The organism is Mucilaginibacter litoreus (genome assembly GCF_042676805.1).
Classification (GTDB): Bacteria; Bacteroidota; Bacteroidia; order Sphingobacteriales; family Sphingobacteriaceae; genus Mucilaginibacter; species Mucilaginibacter litoreus.
This window is the reverse complement of sequence record NZ_JBHTHZ010000005.1, coordinates 716911-735893: the sequence shown is the minus strand read 5'-3', so window position 1 is coordinate 735893 and position 18983 is coordinate 716911. Positions and strand designations below refer to the sequence as shown.

Here is an 18983-nt window from a genome sequence, read left to right as displayed (position 1 = left end):
GGCCTTGTTATTTTAATGATGGCCTCTGCCATGCCCGTGATTGCCTCCGTTATGATGGGTTGGCCTTACAATTTTAGTGTGTTTAATTACTCGGGCGTGATGTGCTGGTCTGTTGACCACCCTGGTACGATGTACAATAGTTTTATGAGGACGATTAACCACCCTGGTACGGTTTATCACTCGTGGTCTCCTGTTCACATACTTTGTGTGGTATACATTTCTTGGCCGGCCAACATAATGAACCCGGTTTACCACTCTTGCGCGTGGCCGGTAATATCTATCTCGTACAATTACATGTTTAACACCGCGGTAACGGGCGTAGCGTGTACGGTCGCTATAATAATACCGGTAGGGATGGGGCCTGTATACGGCCACTTTATAACCATCATTGATGTTATAATAGCTGTATCTTGCGGGCAGGGTATTACGCCAAACCCAATTATTTCCGTTTAAATAGATATACTGATGTGTAGGTACGTAATAGTAGCTATTTACATCAGGCAGGTAATAGTAACTGGCATCAGCATATTCTGCAGGTGGGTTCCAGGTGCCTATATTAAGATTTACACTTACCTGGGCTTTAGTTTGTAATGCCGAAGATCCAAGAATCAGTATCACGGCAAGTGTTTTAAAAACTGTTTTTTTCATAGTATCAGTAGTAGGTTATCTGTACGGTAATTTTAAATAATGGACATCCCTATAAATAAAAGGTTTAAAAAAATGTTTGTAACGGTTGTATACATTTGAAAAAAAGCATCCAAAAAATATAAATTCAATTATATTTGGCAGGATAGACAAAGCTGGGCACAGCTGAAAACAGGTAAATATGACAGTTCTGAAAGAGGGCGTGAAGGAGAAGTACGAATTAGTTGTTGGTTTAGAAGTACACGCGCAGTTATCTACATCAAGCAAGGCATTTTCGTCAGATTCGGCAGCTTATGGTGCCGGGCCTAACCAGCATGTGAGCGCTATTTCTTTAGGGCATCCCGGCACCTTGCCACGCATCAATAAGCGAATGGTTGAGTATGCGGTAAAAATGGGGCTTGCCTGTAACTGCACCATCAACCTGAATAACACGTTTGCCCGTAAAAATTACTTTTATGCTGATCTGCCCAAGGGTTTCCAGACAACGCAGGATCAGCAGCCTATATGTCTGGGTGGTTATGTGCCCGTAAAACTTGCCGACGGATCGGCAAAGAACATTGCCATCCATCATATCCATATGGAAGATGATGCAGGTAAAAGCTCCCACGATCAGCATGACGATTTTTCGCTGATCGACCTGAACAGGGCAGGAGTGCCGCTGCTTGAGATCGTATCCCAGCCCGATATACGAAGCGCCGAAGAGGCGGGGCAGTTTTTAACAGAAATACGCCGCCTGTTGCGTTACCTTGAAATTTGCGACGGTAACATGGAGGAAGGCAGTATGCGCTGCGATGCCAATATCTCGGTAAGGTTAAGAGGTGCCACTCAATACGGCAACCGTTGCGAAGTGAAGAACCTGAACTCGATACGTAACGTACAGCGCGCCATAGAGCATGAATTTGAGCGGCAGGTAGTGGTAATTGAAGCAGGCGGCCACATCGATCAGAATACGCTAAATTTTGATGCCAATACCGGCGAAACATCAGTGCTGCGCTCAAAAGAAATGGCTAACGATTACCGCTATTTCCCGGAGCCTGATCTGTTGCCCATACAACTTACTGATGAGCAAATTGAAGAAATCCGCAGAGCTATGCCAGCGCTGCCAAACCAGTTATTTGAAAGGTACACCAAAATACTTGGCTTGTCCGAATACGATGCAGGTGTAATTACAGCCGACAAGGAATTTTCAATATATTTTGAAAAGCTGATTACATATACAAATAATTATAAATCAGCCGCTAACTGGCTTATGGGGCCGGTACGTTCTTATGTGAATGATAATCATATCCAGCTAAGTGATATGCCGCTATCGCCTCAGGATTTGGCAGGGCTGATAGAATTGGTGGATCAGGGTAAAGTAAATAATTCAGTAGCTGCTCAAAAACTGTTTCCGGGTATGCTGAATGGAAATGGCAAAACAGCCATCCAACTGGCGACAGAGCTTAACTTACTAATTAATACGGATAGTGATGATGTAGAAGCTTTCATTAAAGCTGCGGTATCAAAATATCCGGATAAGGTAAAGGAATACCAAAAAGGTAAAAAGGGCGTTTTGGGATTATTTATGGGCGAGATCATGAAAATATCCAAAGGCAAGATCGATCCTAAAAAAACCAACCAGCTTTTAATAAAAGAATTAGAATCTAAATAACAGTATGAAAAATATATTTAAGGGCATAACCCTTGCAACTGCATTGTTCATAGTATCGTGCAAAGACAGTAAGGACTTTACCATCAGCGGTACGGTTGAAAATGCGGGCAGCGTCAAAAAGGTTTATCTGCTCATGGCCGATAGTACACAGGTCAATATTATTGATTCTGTAGCGCTTAACGGAAATGCTTTTCAGTTTAAACACAGTACCCCTTACGCAAACCTTTATAAACTGCGCATCGGCAGCAGTATATTTGACATTATAGCTCAAAATGGAGATGATATTAAGTTTAAAACTGATATAGCTGATGTTAGTCATGGATACGATATCAGCGGTTCTGAAACCTCTGAAAAGATAAGGGAGTTCAATAAGATCAGCAATCTTTATGGGGATAAGAACAGCAAGCTGTCTGACGAGTATGCCGCCAAATCGCAGGCGCTTGGTAAAGAGTCTGATTCGTTGGTAAAGGTTTATATGCCGCAATTTCAGAAAAACATTGCCGATTACAGCAATGAAGTACTGAAATTTGTGAATGACAACAAAAAATCGTTGGCTGGTTTCTATGCAGCAACTTCGTTAGACCAGTATAAATATGAGCAGCAATTGGTTGCTTATGCAGATGAGATAAAAGATGACTTTAAGGATAATCCGGCTGTACAGGCTTTCCTTAAACAGATGGAAGCTGTAAAACCCATTTCTGTAGGGCATAAAGCTCCCGAATTTAAAATTGCCGGAATAGATGGTAAACAAATCGCGTTGTCTGATTATAAAGGAAAGTATGTAATGCTTGATTTTTGGGCATCGTGGTGTGTGCCCTGCCGTCAGGAAAATCCTAACGTAGTTAAACAGTACAGCCTGTATAAGGATAAAGGCTTCAATATTCTTGGTATATCTCTTGATACCGAAAAAGCCGATTGGCAAAAAGCAATTAATGCAGATGGGCTCACCTGGTCGCATGGGTCAGATCTGCAACGCTTTGATGGCCCTACAGAGCGTTTATATCAGATCAATGCTATTCCTTCTAATTTTATAATTGATCCTCAGGGTGTTATAGTGGCTAAAAACATAACAGGGGCCGATCTTGAAGATTTTTTAAAGAAAACATTCAAATAGCCTGAACATAATATTAACTCATGGTTGTGCTTAACAATTTGTTAACACATATTTAACTATTATCTTTAATTAAGGTTATACTTTTATAGCAAAAAATTAAACATGAGTTCAGGCAAACAGAAAATATTAATTGTTGACGACGAACCGGATATTTTAGAGCTGATAGAATATAATCTTAAAAAAGAAGGTTATCAGGTATACTCAGCACGTAACGGGCAAGAGGCTGTAGCAGAGGCTAAACGTACTCAACCTGATCTTATCGTGTTGGATATCATGATGCCTAAAATGGATGGCATTGAGGCCTGCCGTATAATGCGTACTATGCCCGAGTTTAAAAACACTTTCATGGTGTTTTTAACTGCCCGTAGCGAAGAATACTCTGAAATAGCAGGTTTTAACGTTGGCGCTGATGACTACATAGCCAAACCAATAAAGCCACGTGCGCTGGTTAGCCGCATTAATGCAATACTTCGACGGAATGCGCCACCCGAAGAGGTGACCGATAACAAACTGGAAATAGGCGACCTTGTGATAGACCGTGAAGCTTACCTTGTTTATAAAAAGGGTGAGAAAGTGGTTTTAGCTAAAAAGGAATTTGAATTGCTTTACCTATTAGCATCTAAACCGGGTAAAGTTTATACACGCGAGGTAATCCTGAAAAATATTTGGGAAGACTCGGTAGTGGTTACTAACCGTACCATTGATGTGCATGTGCGTAAACTACGCGAAAAACTTGGTGACGATTGTGTCGCTACCGTAAAAGGTGTAGGATATAAATTTGAAGCATAAAGAAAAAGCCCCAAACGGGGCTTTTTCTTTTAAGATTTACCTTTAGCAGGTTTATTGCTTTTATTCGCTGCCTTTTTCGTTGCAGCGGAAGCGGCTGATTTTCCAGAATCCGGTGTTTGCCGGGCTTTTGCCTTAATTGCTTCGGTTTGTTTAGCTACCTGGGCCGCGCTATCCAATGTATTTTTCTTAATGGCGGCAGATTCGGTCTTTATCTTTTCTGTGACCTTATTTTTTGTATCATCTACTGAATTTTTTGATGCCGATGTTTGCGCTTCATTCTGGGGCCTTACATTTGAAGCTGTATCTTGTTTAGGTCCATCCCAAAATTCTTCTATGGTTTCTTTTATGCTTTCCAGAAAGCCCTTTTTATCAGGCTGGGTTTTATTTGTGCTCATGATGTATTTTTTAGGGTAAATTAACAGATAGGGTTTATAACCAACATGCGGTAACTTTTTTTGTTTTGGATGAGTATCCGTGCTTTTGGGCGGTTTGATGAATTAACCGTAAGTTTGTAGCTTATGAAGTTTCCAAAATTTGCAGATCTTATACTGTTTGAGGATGAAGACGTAATTGTGGTAAATAAGCCGCCTTTTGTAGCATCACTTGATGAGCGTGAAGGGGGAGAAATTAATATGCTTCGCCTTGCTAAACAGTACAGTGAAGATGCACAAATATGCCACCGGTTAGATAAAGAAACATCCGGTGCCCTGATCATAGCTAAAAACCCCGAAGCTTACCGTAATATATCCATTCAGTTTGAAAAACGCAGGGTAAAAAAGGTTTATCATGCCGTTATCGATGGCACGCACGTATTTGAAAATTTACAGGTCGATCTTCCAATCTTAAACGTTGGCAAAAGCAGTGTAACCATAAGTCGCCAGGACGGTAAGCGTGCAGAAACATGGTTCCAGTCCTTAAAGTATTTTAAACACTATACACTGGTTGAATGCAGGCCTGTTACTGGCCGTATGCATCAGATACGCATACATTTAGCTACGCAACGTGCTTCTATAGCGGGCGATGAGATGTATAAAGGCCAGCCGGTATACTTATCTAAGTTAAAGCGTAAATATACGCTTGGAAAAGACCAGGAAGAGTTACCTGTTATAAAGCGGTTCGCCTTGCATGCTTACCAGTTAAGTTTCACATTGCCATCGGGTACGGAAATTACGATAAATGCCCCTTACCCAAAGGATTTCGAAACTTTGCTGAAACTGCTTGAAAAGTTTGACAGTTAAAAAAAAAGCCTTGCTAATTTTAGCAAGGCTTCTTAATATTATTTTCTAAAGTCCGGCGGGGTGGTATCCTTTTTTGAAGTAGATGGAGCTGATTTCAAAAAGTCCGGAGGAGTAGTATCTTTTTTAGATTTCGTAGCAGTTGCCTTTCTAAAGTCCGGCGGAGTAGTATCCTTTTTAGAAGTTGAAGGAGCCGATTTTAAAAAGTCAGGAGGCGTAGTATCTTTTTTTATAGCACTAATGCCTTTAAGGCTTGGAGCAGTGTTCTCTTTTTGGCAAGAATAAATGCTTATAGCCACTACAGATAATAAAAGGTAAAAAACTTTTTTCATATATACAGGTTCTTATTGTAGAGTTTGATACAAAGATACAAAATATTAGTTATATGCAATAATACGGATAAAAGATTATAAATGTTTGCTCTAAAATATTTTTTTGTTTTTATCAAAGGCAAGCGTAGATTTAGTAAAAAATATAGTGAATGCTTAAAAGCCTAACTATCGCGTTTGTTTTCCCCTTTTTAATGCTTCAGACTGTGCGTGCGGAAATGCGGCAAGTGCCTGCTATTCAGCATGAACAAGTAGGTATTAATAAGGATACTTTGATCAGTATACTTACCCAGACTGATGATTTTCAGCGCGAGAAACGATTGATATCTTTTAGCAAAAGTTGCATACAAGCCTCAGAGAATGACAAGCTGCAAGCTGTAGAGGACACTTTAAGTGGTTTTTTTTCAAAATATAACCTGCCTAATAAAGATATTTTTTTAATTTTTATAAAAGGCGTTGCTTTTAATAAGCTGCACGATCTGAAACAGGCCGAAGCTTATATGGCAAAGGCTGTACAAATTGCGGGCAAGAACAATCAGGATTATCTGATGTTTCAGATGCTTAGTCATTTGGGATTCGTACAAACAGATAAGGGCGATTATATTGGTGCTATTTATAACTACCGCCTTGCAACAATTGAAGTGCGTAAACTAAGAGATAAATTTACAGATAACCGTCGCGAGTCATCTTTAAACATAAATATTTCTGATCTTTTCTATAAAACCGGGTTTTATTCGCAATCATTAGCCTATCTGGATAAAGCATGGGCACTGTTGGATAATGATACTACCAGCAAACGGCTCTTATCCAGTGTAATATTTTATAACAAGTCTGAAAACTATTTCAGAATGAATAATCTTGATTCGGTAAAGGCTTATCATAACAGGCTTAACGAACCAGGAGCTACCAATTACAAATTATATACTTACCGCAAACGTACAGAATATTACATAAGCCTTCTTCAGCATAATTATGCTACCGCTATTCAGCAGATTAAAGCTTTACAAAAAAGTAAGGACTATGCTCCAAGCGAACTTGAGGATCAACATCTTGCCGATGCCTTTTATCAAAATAAACAACTTGATTCGGCAAGGGCTGTGATCAATAAATTGCTTTTGGCCGAAGGGGAAAGCAATCACCCTGAAATAAAGTATCATTTATATGAAACACTGGCCCGGATAGCCGAAAAAGAAGGTGATTATAAAGCATCGGCCTATAATTTTATGCTGGCGCTTAAGCAATCGCAGGCTAATAATATACGTTTATCACAGGTTGGGAATATCTCGTCGCAAATAAAACTGGATGAAACGGAAAGCTCTTTTCTTGAAAAAACAGCTATATATAAGAAAGAACGGTTATGGTTATTATTTATCGTATCTGTTTCGACGCTCAGCTTAGTGGCAATAGGTTTGTTTTACAGAAACGTAAAGCAGAAAAGGCACTATGAAAAGCTTTTATTTGAAGCCAAGAAAGAGGAGCTTGCCTTTATAAACTCTCATGAGGTACGCAAACACCTTACAAATATATTAGGCATAATAGATATTCTTAAACACAGTGATAACAAGGTTGAGGAATACAGGCAGATAGAGGAATACTTGCAACAATCGGCTTCGCTGCTTGATGAATCCATCAAAAATATATCAGAAAAGCTTAACGAATAATAATTATTCAGGAATCTATACCCTGCTATAATTTTACTACTAACGAATTCTCGCGTTCAATGATATTGGCAATGCTGGTTTCTGAAAGGATTTTTAAAGTAGCATCCCGCACATCAATAAACACATCGCGTATACCACAGGTATGCTCCTGATGGCATTCATCGCAACGATGATAAAAATTTAAGCTGGCGCATGGAACCATGGCAATAGGTCCATCAGTAATACGCATGATGCTTACCAGGTAAATATCTTTAGGATCTTTGTTAAGGCTGTAGCCGCCGCCCGCACCTTTTTTACTATACAAATAACCCGCATTACGTAAATCGAGCAGTATTTGCTCCAAAAACTTTTTAGGTATCCGTTCAAGTTCAGCAATCTTAGAGATTTGCATAGGTGGTTTGTCCATGTTCTTACCCATGACAACCAGTGCCTTTATAGCGTATTTAGTTTTTTTGGATAGCATTTATAAATATACGCTACAAATGTACACAAACAAAGCTTCACATCAATATGCAAACATAGTATTAATTAGTGGCCGTCTGAATGGCCAAGGCTTTTTCCAGGCGCGACAGCATCTCTTACCAATTGTTTCAGCTCTTTAATTTCCGGGAAACGGCCTTGTTCCTTCCTGTCGAAAATCACTCTCTCATTTATACTGATGTTGTACCGCCCTGCAATTTCGCTGGGTATCAGTAAAACGCCATGCAGTTCATTAGTAAATGTTGTCAGCACTTCCTGTGCCATATAAGCGGCACGAAGCATCCAGTTACATTTTGGGCAATATTCAATGGCAATAGTGGGTTTCATAAAGATATATCTTTAAATAATCATTGTGTCTTTTAGACATAATAATTGAATGGTAAACTATTTTTTATTAATTTTCATCGCGATTAGCAATCAATTATAGAATTAAAAGATGAAAAAATTAGCCTTTTTTTTAGTGCTTCAAATCATCGGCGTGGCCGCGTTTGCACAAATGCAGATAAAAACAGTAAATGGGATGGTTGAGGGAGTAACTGAAAAGTCTGGAGTTACGAGTTTTAAAGGGATACCTTTTGCACAGCCCCCAATTGGCGAATTACGGTGGAAAGAGCCACAGCCGGTTAACAACTGGACAGGTGTACGTAAATGTGATGCATTTGGCTATAATGGCATGCAAAAAAAGGTTTTTGGTGATATGGGGTTTCGCTCGGCTGGTATGAGCGAAGATTGCTTGTATTTAAACGTATGGGTGCCTGAAAAGCCATCTAAAGAAAAATTACCGGTATTAGTGTACTTTTATGGTGGAGGCTTTGTGGCCGGCGATGGTTCTGAAAGCCGTTATGATGGTGAAAGTATGGCAAAACGTGGCATCATTGCTTTAACCGTTAACTATCGTTTAGGTGTATTTGGGTTCCTGTCGCATCCTGAGCTCACCAAAGAGTCTGTTCATCATTCATCAGGAAATTATGGTTTGCTTGATCAGAATGCCGCGCTGCGCTGGGTACAGCAAAATATAGCTGCCTTTGGTGGCGATCCAAAACGAGTTACAATTGCCGGCGAATCGGCAGGCTCGATAGCAGTTTCAGCGCAAATGGTTTCTCCCTTATCAAAAGATCTGATAGCAGGGGCGATAGGAGAAAGCGGCGCTATGATAAAACCAACTTTACCAGCGTTGCCTTTAAGCGAAGGCGAAAGCAATGGTTTGAAGTTTGCAGAAAAAGCAGGAGCGAAGTCGTTAGCAGAATTAAGAGCTATACCGGCAAACGAATTGCTGGATATAGCTTCTAAACAAGGAATGCCTTCCATGTCATCAGCAACTATAGATGGTTATTTCCTGACCAAATCACCTATAGAGTCCTTTACAGCCGGCGAACAGGCGAAAGTGCCTTTGCTGGTAGGGTGGAACTCTGCCGAGATACCTTATCAGGCAGTGATGTGGGGCGACGCGCCTACCCCTGAAAATTATGTTAAAAAAGTAAAGTCACTTTATGGAGATAAAGCCGAAAGGGTTTTAAAGCTATACCCGGGTAATACTCAGGAAGAAGTTATCAGATCTGCCACTGAGTTGGCCAGCGATAGATTTATCTCTTATAGCACCTGGAAATGGGCCGACGCACATGCCCAGACCGCTGGTAAGCCCGTATATCGGTATCTGTTTTCCAGGCCCCGCCCACCAATGACAGCTGCGATGGGTAATGCTAAAGCGGGATTAGCCGGAGGAGTGATAAAAGATGAAAATAACACTAAGCCTGCAGCCAATAAACAACCCGAAGCCTATGCAGGCGCAGCGCATGCTTCAGAAATTGAATATGCAATGGGTAACCTGGCAGGCAATACCACTTACGCCTGGACAGCCGATGATTATAAGGTATCTGAAACGATGGAAAGTTATTTTGCCAATTTTATTAAAACCGGTAATCCTAATGGCGCCGGTTTACCTAAATGGAGCCCTAATGTTAAGGGAGGTCAGGTGTCTTTTATCAATATTGATGTTAAGACAACTCCCCAAAAAGAAAGCGGTCAATTAAGGTCGAGATACCTGTTTTTAGATGAAGATTACAATAATTAAAATAAGAAGGGCCGTATTAGCGGCCCTTCTTATTTTAATTATTGTTTATACAATCTTACCAACGCAAATATGATCAGCCCGGTAACTGCTATGAGCGATGCAATAGCTGCTCTGTTCACCGGTTTTGGCGGGACGTAAAGAAGCCCGCGTTTACCTGTTTTGGCAGGGCGGTTAACATACCTGCCACTGGTGGGTATAGCCACTTTCTCAAAATTTTCTGACAGGTAATTCAGACCGTTGATGAGTTCCTCTCCCTGCATGGGTTTGCCATGGCCGGTAGCAGCAATTTTAGGATGAAGGTTAACCAACTTTTTAACAGATATTTTAGCAACCGGCCAGTTATAAGTAAAATACTTAGGTGGCCCTGATAATATACGGGCTTGTGTAGCTACAGAGAATGCCGACTCTTGTTTTGTGGTTACAAATGCATCCCCGGCTATCAGCAATCTGTCTTTTTGCCTGAAGAGTGAGATATGGCCGGGAGAGTGCCCTGGCGTATGTATAAATTCCCAATCCGGTAAAAAAGGCAGATGGCTATCATTTTGCAAAATTCGCAAATTATCACCCAGGTTAATAGGTTTGCGTGGATACACAACAGACATCAGGCTCATCAAACCTCCACCAACGGTAGGGTCTGGTGGTGGGTAAGATGATGTTCCGTTTAAGTAAGGCTTTTCCAACTGATGCGCAAATACAGGTACATCCCATGTTTCCAGCAGTTCAACAATATTACCTGTATGATCAAAGTGCCCATGGGTTAATATAATAGCTTTTGGTGGAATGTTTCCGAATAGATCATTTGCCATGCTTTTGATATGTGCAGCATAACCTTTTAACCCGGTATCTAACAATACCCAATCGTTTTTATTGATCGCTATTACATACAGGTTTACAAACAGTGTCTTCAATCCCCAAACACCTTCCGCCACCTCGATGTAGCTTTCATCTTCCTGATGGTCCGTTTTAAAGCGATTCGTCATAATTTTAAGTATGAATTATTGTATTGCTATATTTTGAAGGTCGCGGCGAGGTGGGCCGGTTATCACCTTGCCATTAATATCATAACGGCCGCCATGGCATGGGCAATCCCAGCTTTTCTCGGCAGCATTGAAATTTACTATACAGCCGGCATGGGTACATGTTGGGCTAAGCGCTGTTATATTGCCTGCATCGTCTTTGTAAACCGCGAGTTTGTCCCCTTCATATTTTACTATAGTACCTGTGCCGGGTGCAAGCTCTTTTAAAGATTCAATTTTATCAGCGCTGAACCTGTCTGCAATAAAGCGGTAAGCTACATCGGCGTTTTCTTTTACAAACTCTGTAAAGCCAGCGACAGGTTTGATACGCGATGGGCTAAACAGCTTTTGATATGGGCTCTGCTTACCAATTATCATATCACTAATGATTTTTCCCGATATAGTACCGAACATCATTCCGTTACCGTTATATCCGATGGCAACATAGGTATTGTCAGCTCCACCAGGTAATTCCCCTATGTAAGGTAGCTGATCGCTTGGCGAATAATATTGAGATGACCATTTAAAAGCCACTGCATCTATATCATAATATTTACGTGCGTATTCCTCAAGGGCCTTGAACGCAGCTTCAGGATCTTCATGGCCGGTTTTATGATCTTCTCCGCCTAATATCAAATATTTTTTTCCTTCAATTTCGTGCGTTCGGTAATAATGATAGGGGTCTTTTGAATCGTACGATAGGTGCTGAGGATAGTCAGCTTCATTTTTTAAACGCAAGCCTAATACATAACTCCGGTAAGGTGCATTCCTTATATCAAGTATGTCCAGACCGGGCGAGATATGTGTAGCATAAACAAGGTTTTTTGCTTTGATGATTACTTTATCTGCCTTTACGGTGTGTACCTCATCCTGAAAGTCGGCTTCTTTTATAAAAGTGTTTTCCAATATTACTCCACCTGCTTCAACAAAGGCCTGTGCTAAGCCAAAAATATACTTAAGCGGATGGAACTGCCCTTGTTTTTTAAATACAATGCTTTTTACGAATGGCACTTTAACGCCGTTGGTATCGGCTTCTTCAACTTCTACACCGGCGCGTTTTGATGCATCGAAAATTTCTTGAAGCACCTTCGCCTCTTCTTGGGTTTCGGCATACAGATAACCATCTTTATATTCAAGATCGCAATTGATACTAAATTGCTTGGCTAACGAATCGATCAATGCAAAAGCCTCTTTGCCACAGCTTGCAAGCAACCGCGCCGCCTCTTGACTGAAATCGCTTTCTGCATCGGCATAAGTAGCATCAAAAAAAGTGTTTAAGTGAGCGGTTGTGCCGCCTGTGGTACCAAAACCAATGTTTCGAGCTTCGGCTAAAATGGTTTGCCTTCCCTGGGTTTGTAATAAAAGGGCCGTAGTTAAACCGGTTATACCACCACCAACAATAAGGGTATCATATAATGTACCCGGGGCAAATATGTCAGCAGCGTTATCAAGAAAAAATTCTCCCTTTTGCCACGGACTTATGTTTTGTCCGTCTCTGAGCGGTTGATCGCGGTTAAGTGTATTGTTTTCCATAGATACAGGTAAATAAAAAGCCGTTCTGTATTTCAGAACGGCCTATTGTAAAGGCATCAACATTAAAACAAATGTGATGCCACCTTTATACTATGGGTTACAATTTTAAATTATAAGTGAATTACTTCGCCATAAGCATCAGCAGCTGCTTCCATTACAGCCTCGCTCATGGTAGGGTGAGGGTGTACGGATTTAATGATCTCGTGCCCGGTAGTTTCCAGTTTACGTGCAGTAACAACTTCTGCAATCATTTCGGTAACATTATAGCCTATCATATGAGCGCCTAATAATTCGCCATATTTTGCGTCGAAGATGAGTTTTACAAAACCGTCTTTTGCACCTGCAGCACTGGCCTTGCCCGATGCCGAGAAAGGAAACTTACCTACTTTAATTTCGTAACCAGCTTCTTTGGCCGCTTTTTCGGTATATCCAACAGAAGCAACTTCAGGCGAGCAGTAAGTACAGCCAGGAATATTGTTATAGTTTAATGGCTCGGGGTTATGGCCTGCTATCTTTTCAACACAGATAATGCCTTCTGCCGATGCCACGTGTGCCAGCGCCTGGCCTTTAACAATATCGCCAATGGCATAAACGCCTTCAACATTGGTTTTATAGTAATCGTCTACAAGAACTTTTCCTTTGTCGGTTTTAACGCCTACTTGTTCAAGACCAATGCCCTCGATATTGGTTGATATACCAATTGCAGAAAGTACGATCTCGGCCTCAAGTACTTCGTTACCTGTAGCAGTTTTAACATTTACACGGCAACCTTCGCCATTGGTATCAACCGACTCGACAGTTGAACCGGTCATGATGTTGATGCCTTGCTTTTTCAGTGAGCGCAGCAGGGCTTTTGATACTTCTTCATCTTCAAGCGGTACAATATTATCCAGATACTCAACAACGGTAACTTTTGTTCCGATGGCATTATAAAAATAAGCAAACTCAATACCGATAGCACCTGAACCTACAACAACCATTGATTTGGGCTGTTGAGGCAGAACCATGGCCTGGCGATACCCAATAATCTTTTTACCATCCTGCTTTAGGTTAGGTAACTCGCGCGAGCGACCGCCTGTAGCTATTATAATGTGTTTAGCAGTAATGTCTTTAGCTGTACCGTCGTTATTTTTTACTGTTACGATGCCTTTACTTTTTAATGAGCCGGTACCCATTATAACGTCGATCTTGTTCTTTTTCATCAGGAACTGAACACCTTTGCTCATGCCATCGGCAACCCCACGGCTGCGTTTAATAACGGCTTCAAAATCAACTTCCCCTCCACTGGTTTTTATACCATAATCGGCAGAGTGGTTTAAATATTCAAACACCTGGGCGCTTTTTAATAAAGCTTTGGTAGGGATACAACCCCAGTTAAGGCAAATGCCCCCAAGTGACTCTCGTTCAACTATGGCGGTTTTTAAACCCAATTGCGATGCACGGATGGCAGCAACATAGCCGCCCGGGCCCGAACCAATAACAATTAAATCGTAATTCATATAGTTATGTTCCTTTTATGATTTGGAATGCCAAAGCTAATTAAAAGCAGTGGAATTGAAAAATTGCGGAGGATTAAGGAATACAGAAGTAAGTAAGGTTTAAATTGACCCAGGTAATTTAAGATTAATGACTGATAGTGGCCAAGTTTAATTTAAAAAATGACACAAAAAATGTAAAATTTATATTATAAGTTCATCTAATTTTCATTATTGCTTAAATAAGAGATAAAATGTTGAAAAATATATAATTATTATTAACAATAACTTAATATACTAAATCTCTATAACCCTTATCTTTGCGGCGTTAAATCATTAACGATTAATTCATTTAAACGGTTAAACTAAAAAACAACGTATGAGGAAGTATTTACTTTTATTTCTCTTAACCGTCATTACCGCTACTGTTGCCTTTGCACAGGTAACTACCAGTAGTATGACAGGTTTAATTAAGGATGCGAAAGGGGAAACTCTTGCAGGTGCTACCATAAAGGCTACGCACCAGCCAAGTGGTACCAATTACGCAACAACTACGAACGCTGATGGTCGTTTCACCATTAATAACATGCGTGTAGGCGGGCCTTACACAATTGTAGTTTCTTATATAGGCTACGATCCACAAACAGTATCGGATGTTTATCTTAAATTAGGTGAAGCGTTTATTCTGAATGGAACGTTATCACAAGGTGCAGCGGTACTAAGTGAAGTTACAGTAAGGGCTAATAACCCGCGTTCTATATTAAATGGTGAGCGTAACGGCGCAATCACAAATATTGGTACACGTGAAATCCTGACATTGCCAAGTGTTACCCGTAGCATTAACGACCTTACCCGGTTAACACCTCAAGCTAATGGTACATCAATTGGTGGTGGTAATTACAGACAAAACTACTTCACAGTTGATGGTTCTGATTTTAATAACAGTTTTGGTATTGGCGGTAACTTACCTGCGGGCGGTTCCCCTATATCATTAGATGCGATTGAAGAGATTTCTGTTAACGTTACACCTTATGACGTAACTCAATCTGGCTTTGTAGGTAGTGCACTTAACGCTGTAACCCGCTCTGGTACTAATAATGTAAGCGGTTCGGTTTACACTTACTGGAGGAACCAAGAGCAACAAGGTATTAACGTTGGCCCAGCAATGTTACAAAGACAACCTTTAAATGATAGAACCTGGGGAGCACGTATTGGTGGTCCGATCATCAAAAACAAATTATTCTTATTTGTCAACGCTGAAAGACAAACAACCACAAGGCCAGGTCAATCACGTGTAGCTGCAACTGCTGCTAATCCAACAGGTGGTAACGTTGCGCGCCCAACTGATACAAGATTAAATCAGATCAGCGATTTTTTGCAATCTGAATATGGCTACAATCCGGGTATATACCAAAATTATGGTTTTGAATTTAAAAGAACTAACCTTTTGGCTCGTATAGACTGGAACATTAACGATAACCACAAATTTAATGTACGTTACAGCCAGGTAGAAAGCCGCGATCCTAGCTTTGTTAACGGTACTTCAGCTGCAGTTCAAAACTTTACTTCCGGTGCTGGTCGTACTGATGTTAATTCACTTAACTTTAGCAGTGCTAACTATTACCAGGAAGCTAACTTTTATTCTTTATCAGCCGAGTTAAACTCAAATTTTGGTAAGTTTGCTAATACTTTAAGAGCATCACGTACTCATCAAAATGACCCACGTACAACCGATGGTCCGTTATTCCCATTTGTTGATATTATGGAAGGCGGGCAACCTTATACTTCATTCGGTACCGAGCTTTTTAGCTATGGTAACTTGCGCGATGTAACTACTTATTCGTTTTTAGATAATTTGAAATGGACTGCCGGTAAAAATAATTTTACCTTGGGTTTCCAGGCTGATTTCAGCACCACTAAAAACGGTTTTCAACGTTATGGAACCAGCTACTACAGGTTTAACTCAGTTGATGATTTCTTAAATAAAGCTAATCCAGTTGCATACGCGCTTACTTATTCATTACAACCAGGCTTTGCGCAAGCCTTTCCAAGCTTTAAGTTTGCACAATACTCTTTGTATGGCCAGGATGATTACCGTGTAAGCGATAATTTCCGTGTAACTGCAGGTTTACGTTTAGAATTACCTACTTATCCATCAACTCTTGCTGAACACCCATTAATTACTCCTCTTACCTTTGCTGGCAACGAAAAATTAAGCACAGCTACTTTGCCAAAAAAGCGAATCATGTTCTCGCCTCGTATTGGCTTTAACTGGGATGTTAACGGAGATCGTAGCGTACAGCTACGCGGTGGTACAGGTATCTTTACAGGCCGTTTCCCATTTGTATGGATTGTTAACCAAGCTAGTGACGCAGGTTTATTACAGTTTACTCAAATTAATGATGGTACTGCTTCTAATCCTGTTCCCGGACCCTTTAATCCTGACCCGAATGCTTACCGCCCAGCCACTCAACCGGCTGCTGGTGCATCATTGCCAAGTACTATGACATTTATTTCTCCAAATTTGAAAATGCCTCAAACCTGGAAAAGCAGTTTAGCGATTGATGCTAAATTACCATTTGGCTTTGTGGGTACTTTAGAAGGTATTTACAATAAAGATCTTCAAACAGCTTTCTGGAGAAATGCTAACCTGGTTGATCCCACAAATCTTAATGTTAGTAATTATCCTGATCACAGGGCTATTTATCCGAGTGCTGCTGCTGATAAATTTATTAACAAGATTACTAGTACTGGACAATCTACTCCAACAGCCACTAACCAATTTAATACTTATGTATTGGATAATGGAAAGAGCGGTCACTATTATTCGGTAACTGCTAAATTAGACAAACAATTTAGCAGAGGCTTCTCAGCATCATTAGCATACGTAAAGTCTGAGGCTAAAGTATTATATGATGGTAGTGGTGATCAAGCTGGTTCTGCTTGGCAAGGTACACAAACTGTTAATGGATCTAATTTTCAAGAGCTTAGCTATGCCAACTATATTGCGCCCCACCGCGTTGTTGCTTCAGTGTCATATGCTAAAGAATTCTTAAACCACGCTAAATCAACTTTTACATTCTTCTACCAAGGTTCTATTGACGGCAGGTTCTCTTATGTTTATTCATCAGATTTTAACCGTGATGGCGCTAACGCAGATTTGATTTATATACCTAAAAATCCATCAGAAATTACCTTTGTACCTTTAACAGTAGGAACAGGTGTTAATGCTGTTACTTATACAGCCCAGCAGCAAAGCGACATGTTCTTCCGTTATGTTGACCAAGATGATTACTTGCGTAACCATAAAGGCCAATATGCTACACGTAACGGTGCAAGCTTGCCTTGGAGAAATCAAGTTGACTTCAAATTTTTACAAGATTTATTTGTTAACGTTGGTGGCAAACGTAATACTATCCAGTTCAGCTTTGATATCTTTAATTTAGGTAACCTGTTAAATAAAAATTGGGGCTTACATAAACTTGTGAATACAAGAGGTATATTAACTCCAACTAACACATCTGCTATTACTCCAGATGGTACAACAGTACCTACCTTCAGGTTGGCTGTTGACAGAGGTTTGCCTGTTTCTACAACATTTAGAGACGATGTTAGCATAAACTCTACTTATTATATGCAGTTTGGCCTCCGTTATATCTTTAACTAATCCAATCTAGATAACAAGAAAGCCCCCGGAATTTCCGGGGGCTTTCCGCATTTTTACAAAAAAGTAATTTAATCAACTATATATAAACTGCCCGTAAGGCGACGATATCGTTACCTGCTTTTTATCGGCAGCCTCTACAAAGCCTATTATCTGTGCATCCACATTAAAGCTTTTGGAGATAGTAATGATGTCTTCAGCAATCGCTTTCGGCACATACAGTTCCATGCGGTGGCCCATGTTAAATACTTTATACATTTCTTCCCATGAGGTGTTTGATTCTTCTTGTATCAGCTTAAACAGCGGTGGGATAGCGAACAGGTTATCTTTTACAACATGCAGGTTTTCTATAAAATGCAGTACTTTTGTCTGCGCGCCACCGCTGCAATGTACCATGCCGTTGATCAGTGAACGGTATTTATCTAAAACAGCCTTGATAACAGGGGCATAAGTACGTGTAGGCGAAAGCACAAGCTTGCCGGCTGTAATGGTTTCTCCGTTGCCTATATCAATCTGGTCGGTAAGGTTTTTAGTGCCGCTAAAAACAAGATCAAAAGGAACGGCAGGGTCGTAGCTCTCGGCATATTTCTCGGCAATTGATTTATTAAAAACATCGTGCCTTGCCGATGTAAGTCCGTTAGAACCCATACCGCCGTTGTATTCAGTTTCATAGGATGCCTGCCCATAAGATGCAAGGCCAACTATCACATCGCCTGGGCGAATGCGGTCGTTTGAAATAACATCAGCGCGTTTCATGCGGCAGGTAACTGTCGAGTCGACAATGATGGTACGCACCAGGTCGCCCACATCGGCTGTTTCACCGCCGGTAGAGTAAATACCTATGCCGGCATCGCGCAGTTCTGATAATATTTCTTCAGTGCCATTTATAATGGCCGAAATAACTTCACCCGGAATCAGGTTTTTATTTCGTCCTATGGTTGAAGAAAGCAGTATATTATCAGTAGCGCCAACACAAAGCAGATCATCAAGGTTCATGATAATAGCATCCTGCGCAATACCCCGCCATACAGAAATGTCGCCGGTTTCCTTCCAATAAGTATATGCCAGCGAAGATTTTGTACCGGCCCCGTCGGCGTGCATAATATTACAGTACTCGTCATCGTTGGTTAATATATCGGGCACTATTTTGCAGAAAGCCTTTGGAAAAATCCCTTTATCAATGTTTTTAATGGCATTATGTACATCATCTTTTGATGCAGATACGCCCCTCTGATCATATCTTTGCGGAGAAGTCATGGGCAAATATACTGCTTAATACTATTTGTAAGCGGTAAAATTGTTACATTGCCAATTCTGCGT

At 40.6% G+C, this 18983-nt stretch carries 16 protein-coding genes; 7 read left to right on the top strand and 9 right to left on the bottom strand.

The genetic code is table 11. The features are described 5' to 3' along the window. Window positions 1-12: 12 nt before the first annotated feature. The gene (locus ACFQZX_RS11325; RefSeq protein WP_377115183.1) at window positions 13-648 is read right to left on the bottom strand and encodes a hypothetical protein; all 636 of its coding nucleotides are present in this window, start codon (window positions 646-648) and stop codon (window positions 13-15) included. Window positions 649-826: 178 nt separating this feature from the next. Between ACFQZX_RS11325 and gatB the strand changes: the two genes are divergently transcribed. The 3 genes from gatB (at window position 827) to ACFQZX_RS11310 (ending at window position 4199) form a co-directional block, all read left to right on the top strand. Next, the gene (gene gatB, locus ACFQZX_RS11320) at window positions 827-2296 is read left to right on the top strand and encodes an Asp-tRNA(Asn)/Glu-tRNA(Gln) amidotransferase subunit GatB (RefSeq protein WP_377115180.1); all 1470 of its coding nucleotides are present in this window, start codon (window positions 827-829) and stop codon (window positions 2294-2296) included. A gap of 4 nt (window positions 2297-2300) precedes the next feature. Then, window positions 2301-3410 carry a redoxin domain-containing protein gene (locus ACFQZX_RS11315; protein ID WP_377115178.1) on the top strand — a complete coding sequence of 370 codons (1110 nt, stop codon included), beginning with the start codon at window positions 2301-2303 and terminating at the stop codon, window positions 3408-3410. 102 nt (window positions 3411-3512) lie between these two features. Continuing rightward, window positions 3513-4199, top strand: coding sequence for a response regulator transcription factor (locus tag ACFQZX_RS11310; RefSeq protein WP_377115175.1), 687 nt, complete (start codon window positions 3513-3515; stop codon window positions 4197-4199). A gap of 29 nt (window positions 4200-4228) precedes the next feature. Here the strand turns inward: ACFQZX_RS11310 and ACFQZX_RS11305 are convergent, their stop codons facing one another. Continuing rightward, window positions 4229-4594 carry a hypothetical protein gene (locus tag ACFQZX_RS11305; protein ID WP_377115172.1) on the bottom strand — a complete coding sequence of 122 codons (366 nt, stop codon included), beginning with the start codon at window positions 4592-4594 and terminating at the stop codon, window positions 4229-4231. A gap of 123 nt (window positions 4595-4717) precedes the next feature. Between ACFQZX_RS11305 and ACFQZX_RS11300 the strand changes: the two genes are divergently transcribed. Then, window positions 4718-5437, top strand: a complete 720-nt coding sequence (locus tag ACFQZX_RS11300; RefSeq protein WP_377115170.1) for an RluA family pseudouridine synthase — start codon at window positions 4718-4720, stop codon at window positions 5435-5437. A gap of 38 nt (window positions 5438-5475) precedes the next feature. Here the strand turns inward: ACFQZX_RS11300 and ACFQZX_RS11295 are convergent, their stop codons facing one another. Continuing rightward, complete coding sequence (locus ACFQZX_RS11295) at window positions 5476-5766, bottom strand: hypothetical protein (protein WP_377115168.1); 291 nt, start codon at window positions 5764-5766, stop codon at window positions 5476-5478. A gap of 149 nt (window positions 5767-5915) precedes the next feature. Here ACFQZX_RS11295 and ACFQZX_RS11290 point away from each other — a divergent pair, with 149 nt between their 5' ends. Then, entirely contained in the window at window positions 5916-7424 is a 1509-nt protein-coding gene (locus ACFQZX_RS11290) for a tetratricopeptide repeat protein (protein ID WP_377115166.1), read from the top strand. A 25-nt stretch (window positions 7425-7449) separates the two neighbouring features. Here ACFQZX_RS11290 and ACFQZX_RS11285 read toward each other — a convergent pair whose 3' ends face one another. After that, window positions 7450-7887 carry an RrF2 family transcriptional regulator gene (locus ACFQZX_RS11285; RefSeq protein ID WP_377115164.1) on the bottom strand — a complete coding sequence of 146 codons (438 nt, stop codon included), beginning with the start codon at window positions 7885-7887 and terminating at the stop codon, window positions 7450-7452. A 65-nt stretch (window positions 7888-7952) separates the two neighbouring features. Further along, window positions 7953-8231 (bottom strand): SelT/SelW/SelH family protein, encoded by a 279-nt coding sequence (locus ACFQZX_RS11280; RefSeq protein ID WP_377115162.1) that lies wholly within the window; start codon window positions 8229-8231, stop codon window positions 7953-7955. A gap of 109 nt (window positions 8232-8340) precedes the next feature. On the opposite strand from ACFQZX_RS11280, the gene ACFQZX_RS11275 reads away from it, so the two are divergent. Further along, window positions 8341-9975, top strand: coding sequence for a carboxylesterase/lipase family protein (locus tag ACFQZX_RS11275; RefSeq protein WP_377115160.1), 1635 nt, complete (start codon window positions 8341-8343; stop codon window positions 9973-9975). Window positions 9976-10013: 38 nt separating this feature from the next. Here ACFQZX_RS11275 and ACFQZX_RS11270 read toward each other — a convergent pair whose 3' ends face one another. From ACFQZX_RS11270 to lpdA, 3 genes are all read right to left on the bottom strand, one after another. Beyond that, entirely contained in the window at window positions 10014-10955 is a 942-nt protein-coding gene (locus ACFQZX_RS11270) for an MBL fold metallo-hydrolase (protein WP_377115158.1), read from the bottom strand. 15 nt (window positions 10956-10970) lie between these two features. Further along, on the bottom strand, window positions 10971-12524 hold the full coding sequence (locus ACFQZX_RS11265) for an FAD-dependent oxidoreductase (protein WP_377115156.1): 1554 nt from the start codon (window positions 12522-12524) through the stop codon (window positions 10971-10973). Window positions 12525-12634: 110 nt separating this feature from the next. Continuing rightward, window positions 12635-14023 (bottom strand): dihydrolipoyl dehydrogenase, encoded by a 1389-nt coding sequence (gene lpdA / locus ACFQZX_RS11260; protein WP_377115153.1) that lies wholly within the window; start codon window positions 14021-14023, stop codon window positions 12635-12637. A 355-nt stretch (window positions 14024-14378) separates the two neighbouring features. Between lpdA and ACFQZX_RS11255 the strand changes: the two genes are divergently transcribed. Continuing rightward, window positions 14379-17666: a TonB-dependent receptor gene (locus ACFQZX_RS11255; RefSeq protein ID WP_377115151.1), complete on the top strand. Its 3288-nt coding sequence runs from the start codon at window positions 14379-14381 to the stop codon at window positions 17664-17666. Between the two features lie 72 nt (window positions 17667-17738). Here ACFQZX_RS11255 and ACFQZX_RS11250 read toward each other — a convergent pair whose 3' ends face one another. Further along, window positions 17739-18920: an AIR synthase related protein gene (locus tag ACFQZX_RS11250; protein WP_377115148.1), complete on the bottom strand. Its 1182-nt coding sequence runs from the start codon at window positions 18918-18920 to the stop codon at window positions 17739-17741. Between the last annotated feature and the right edge of the window lie 63 nt (window positions 18921-18983).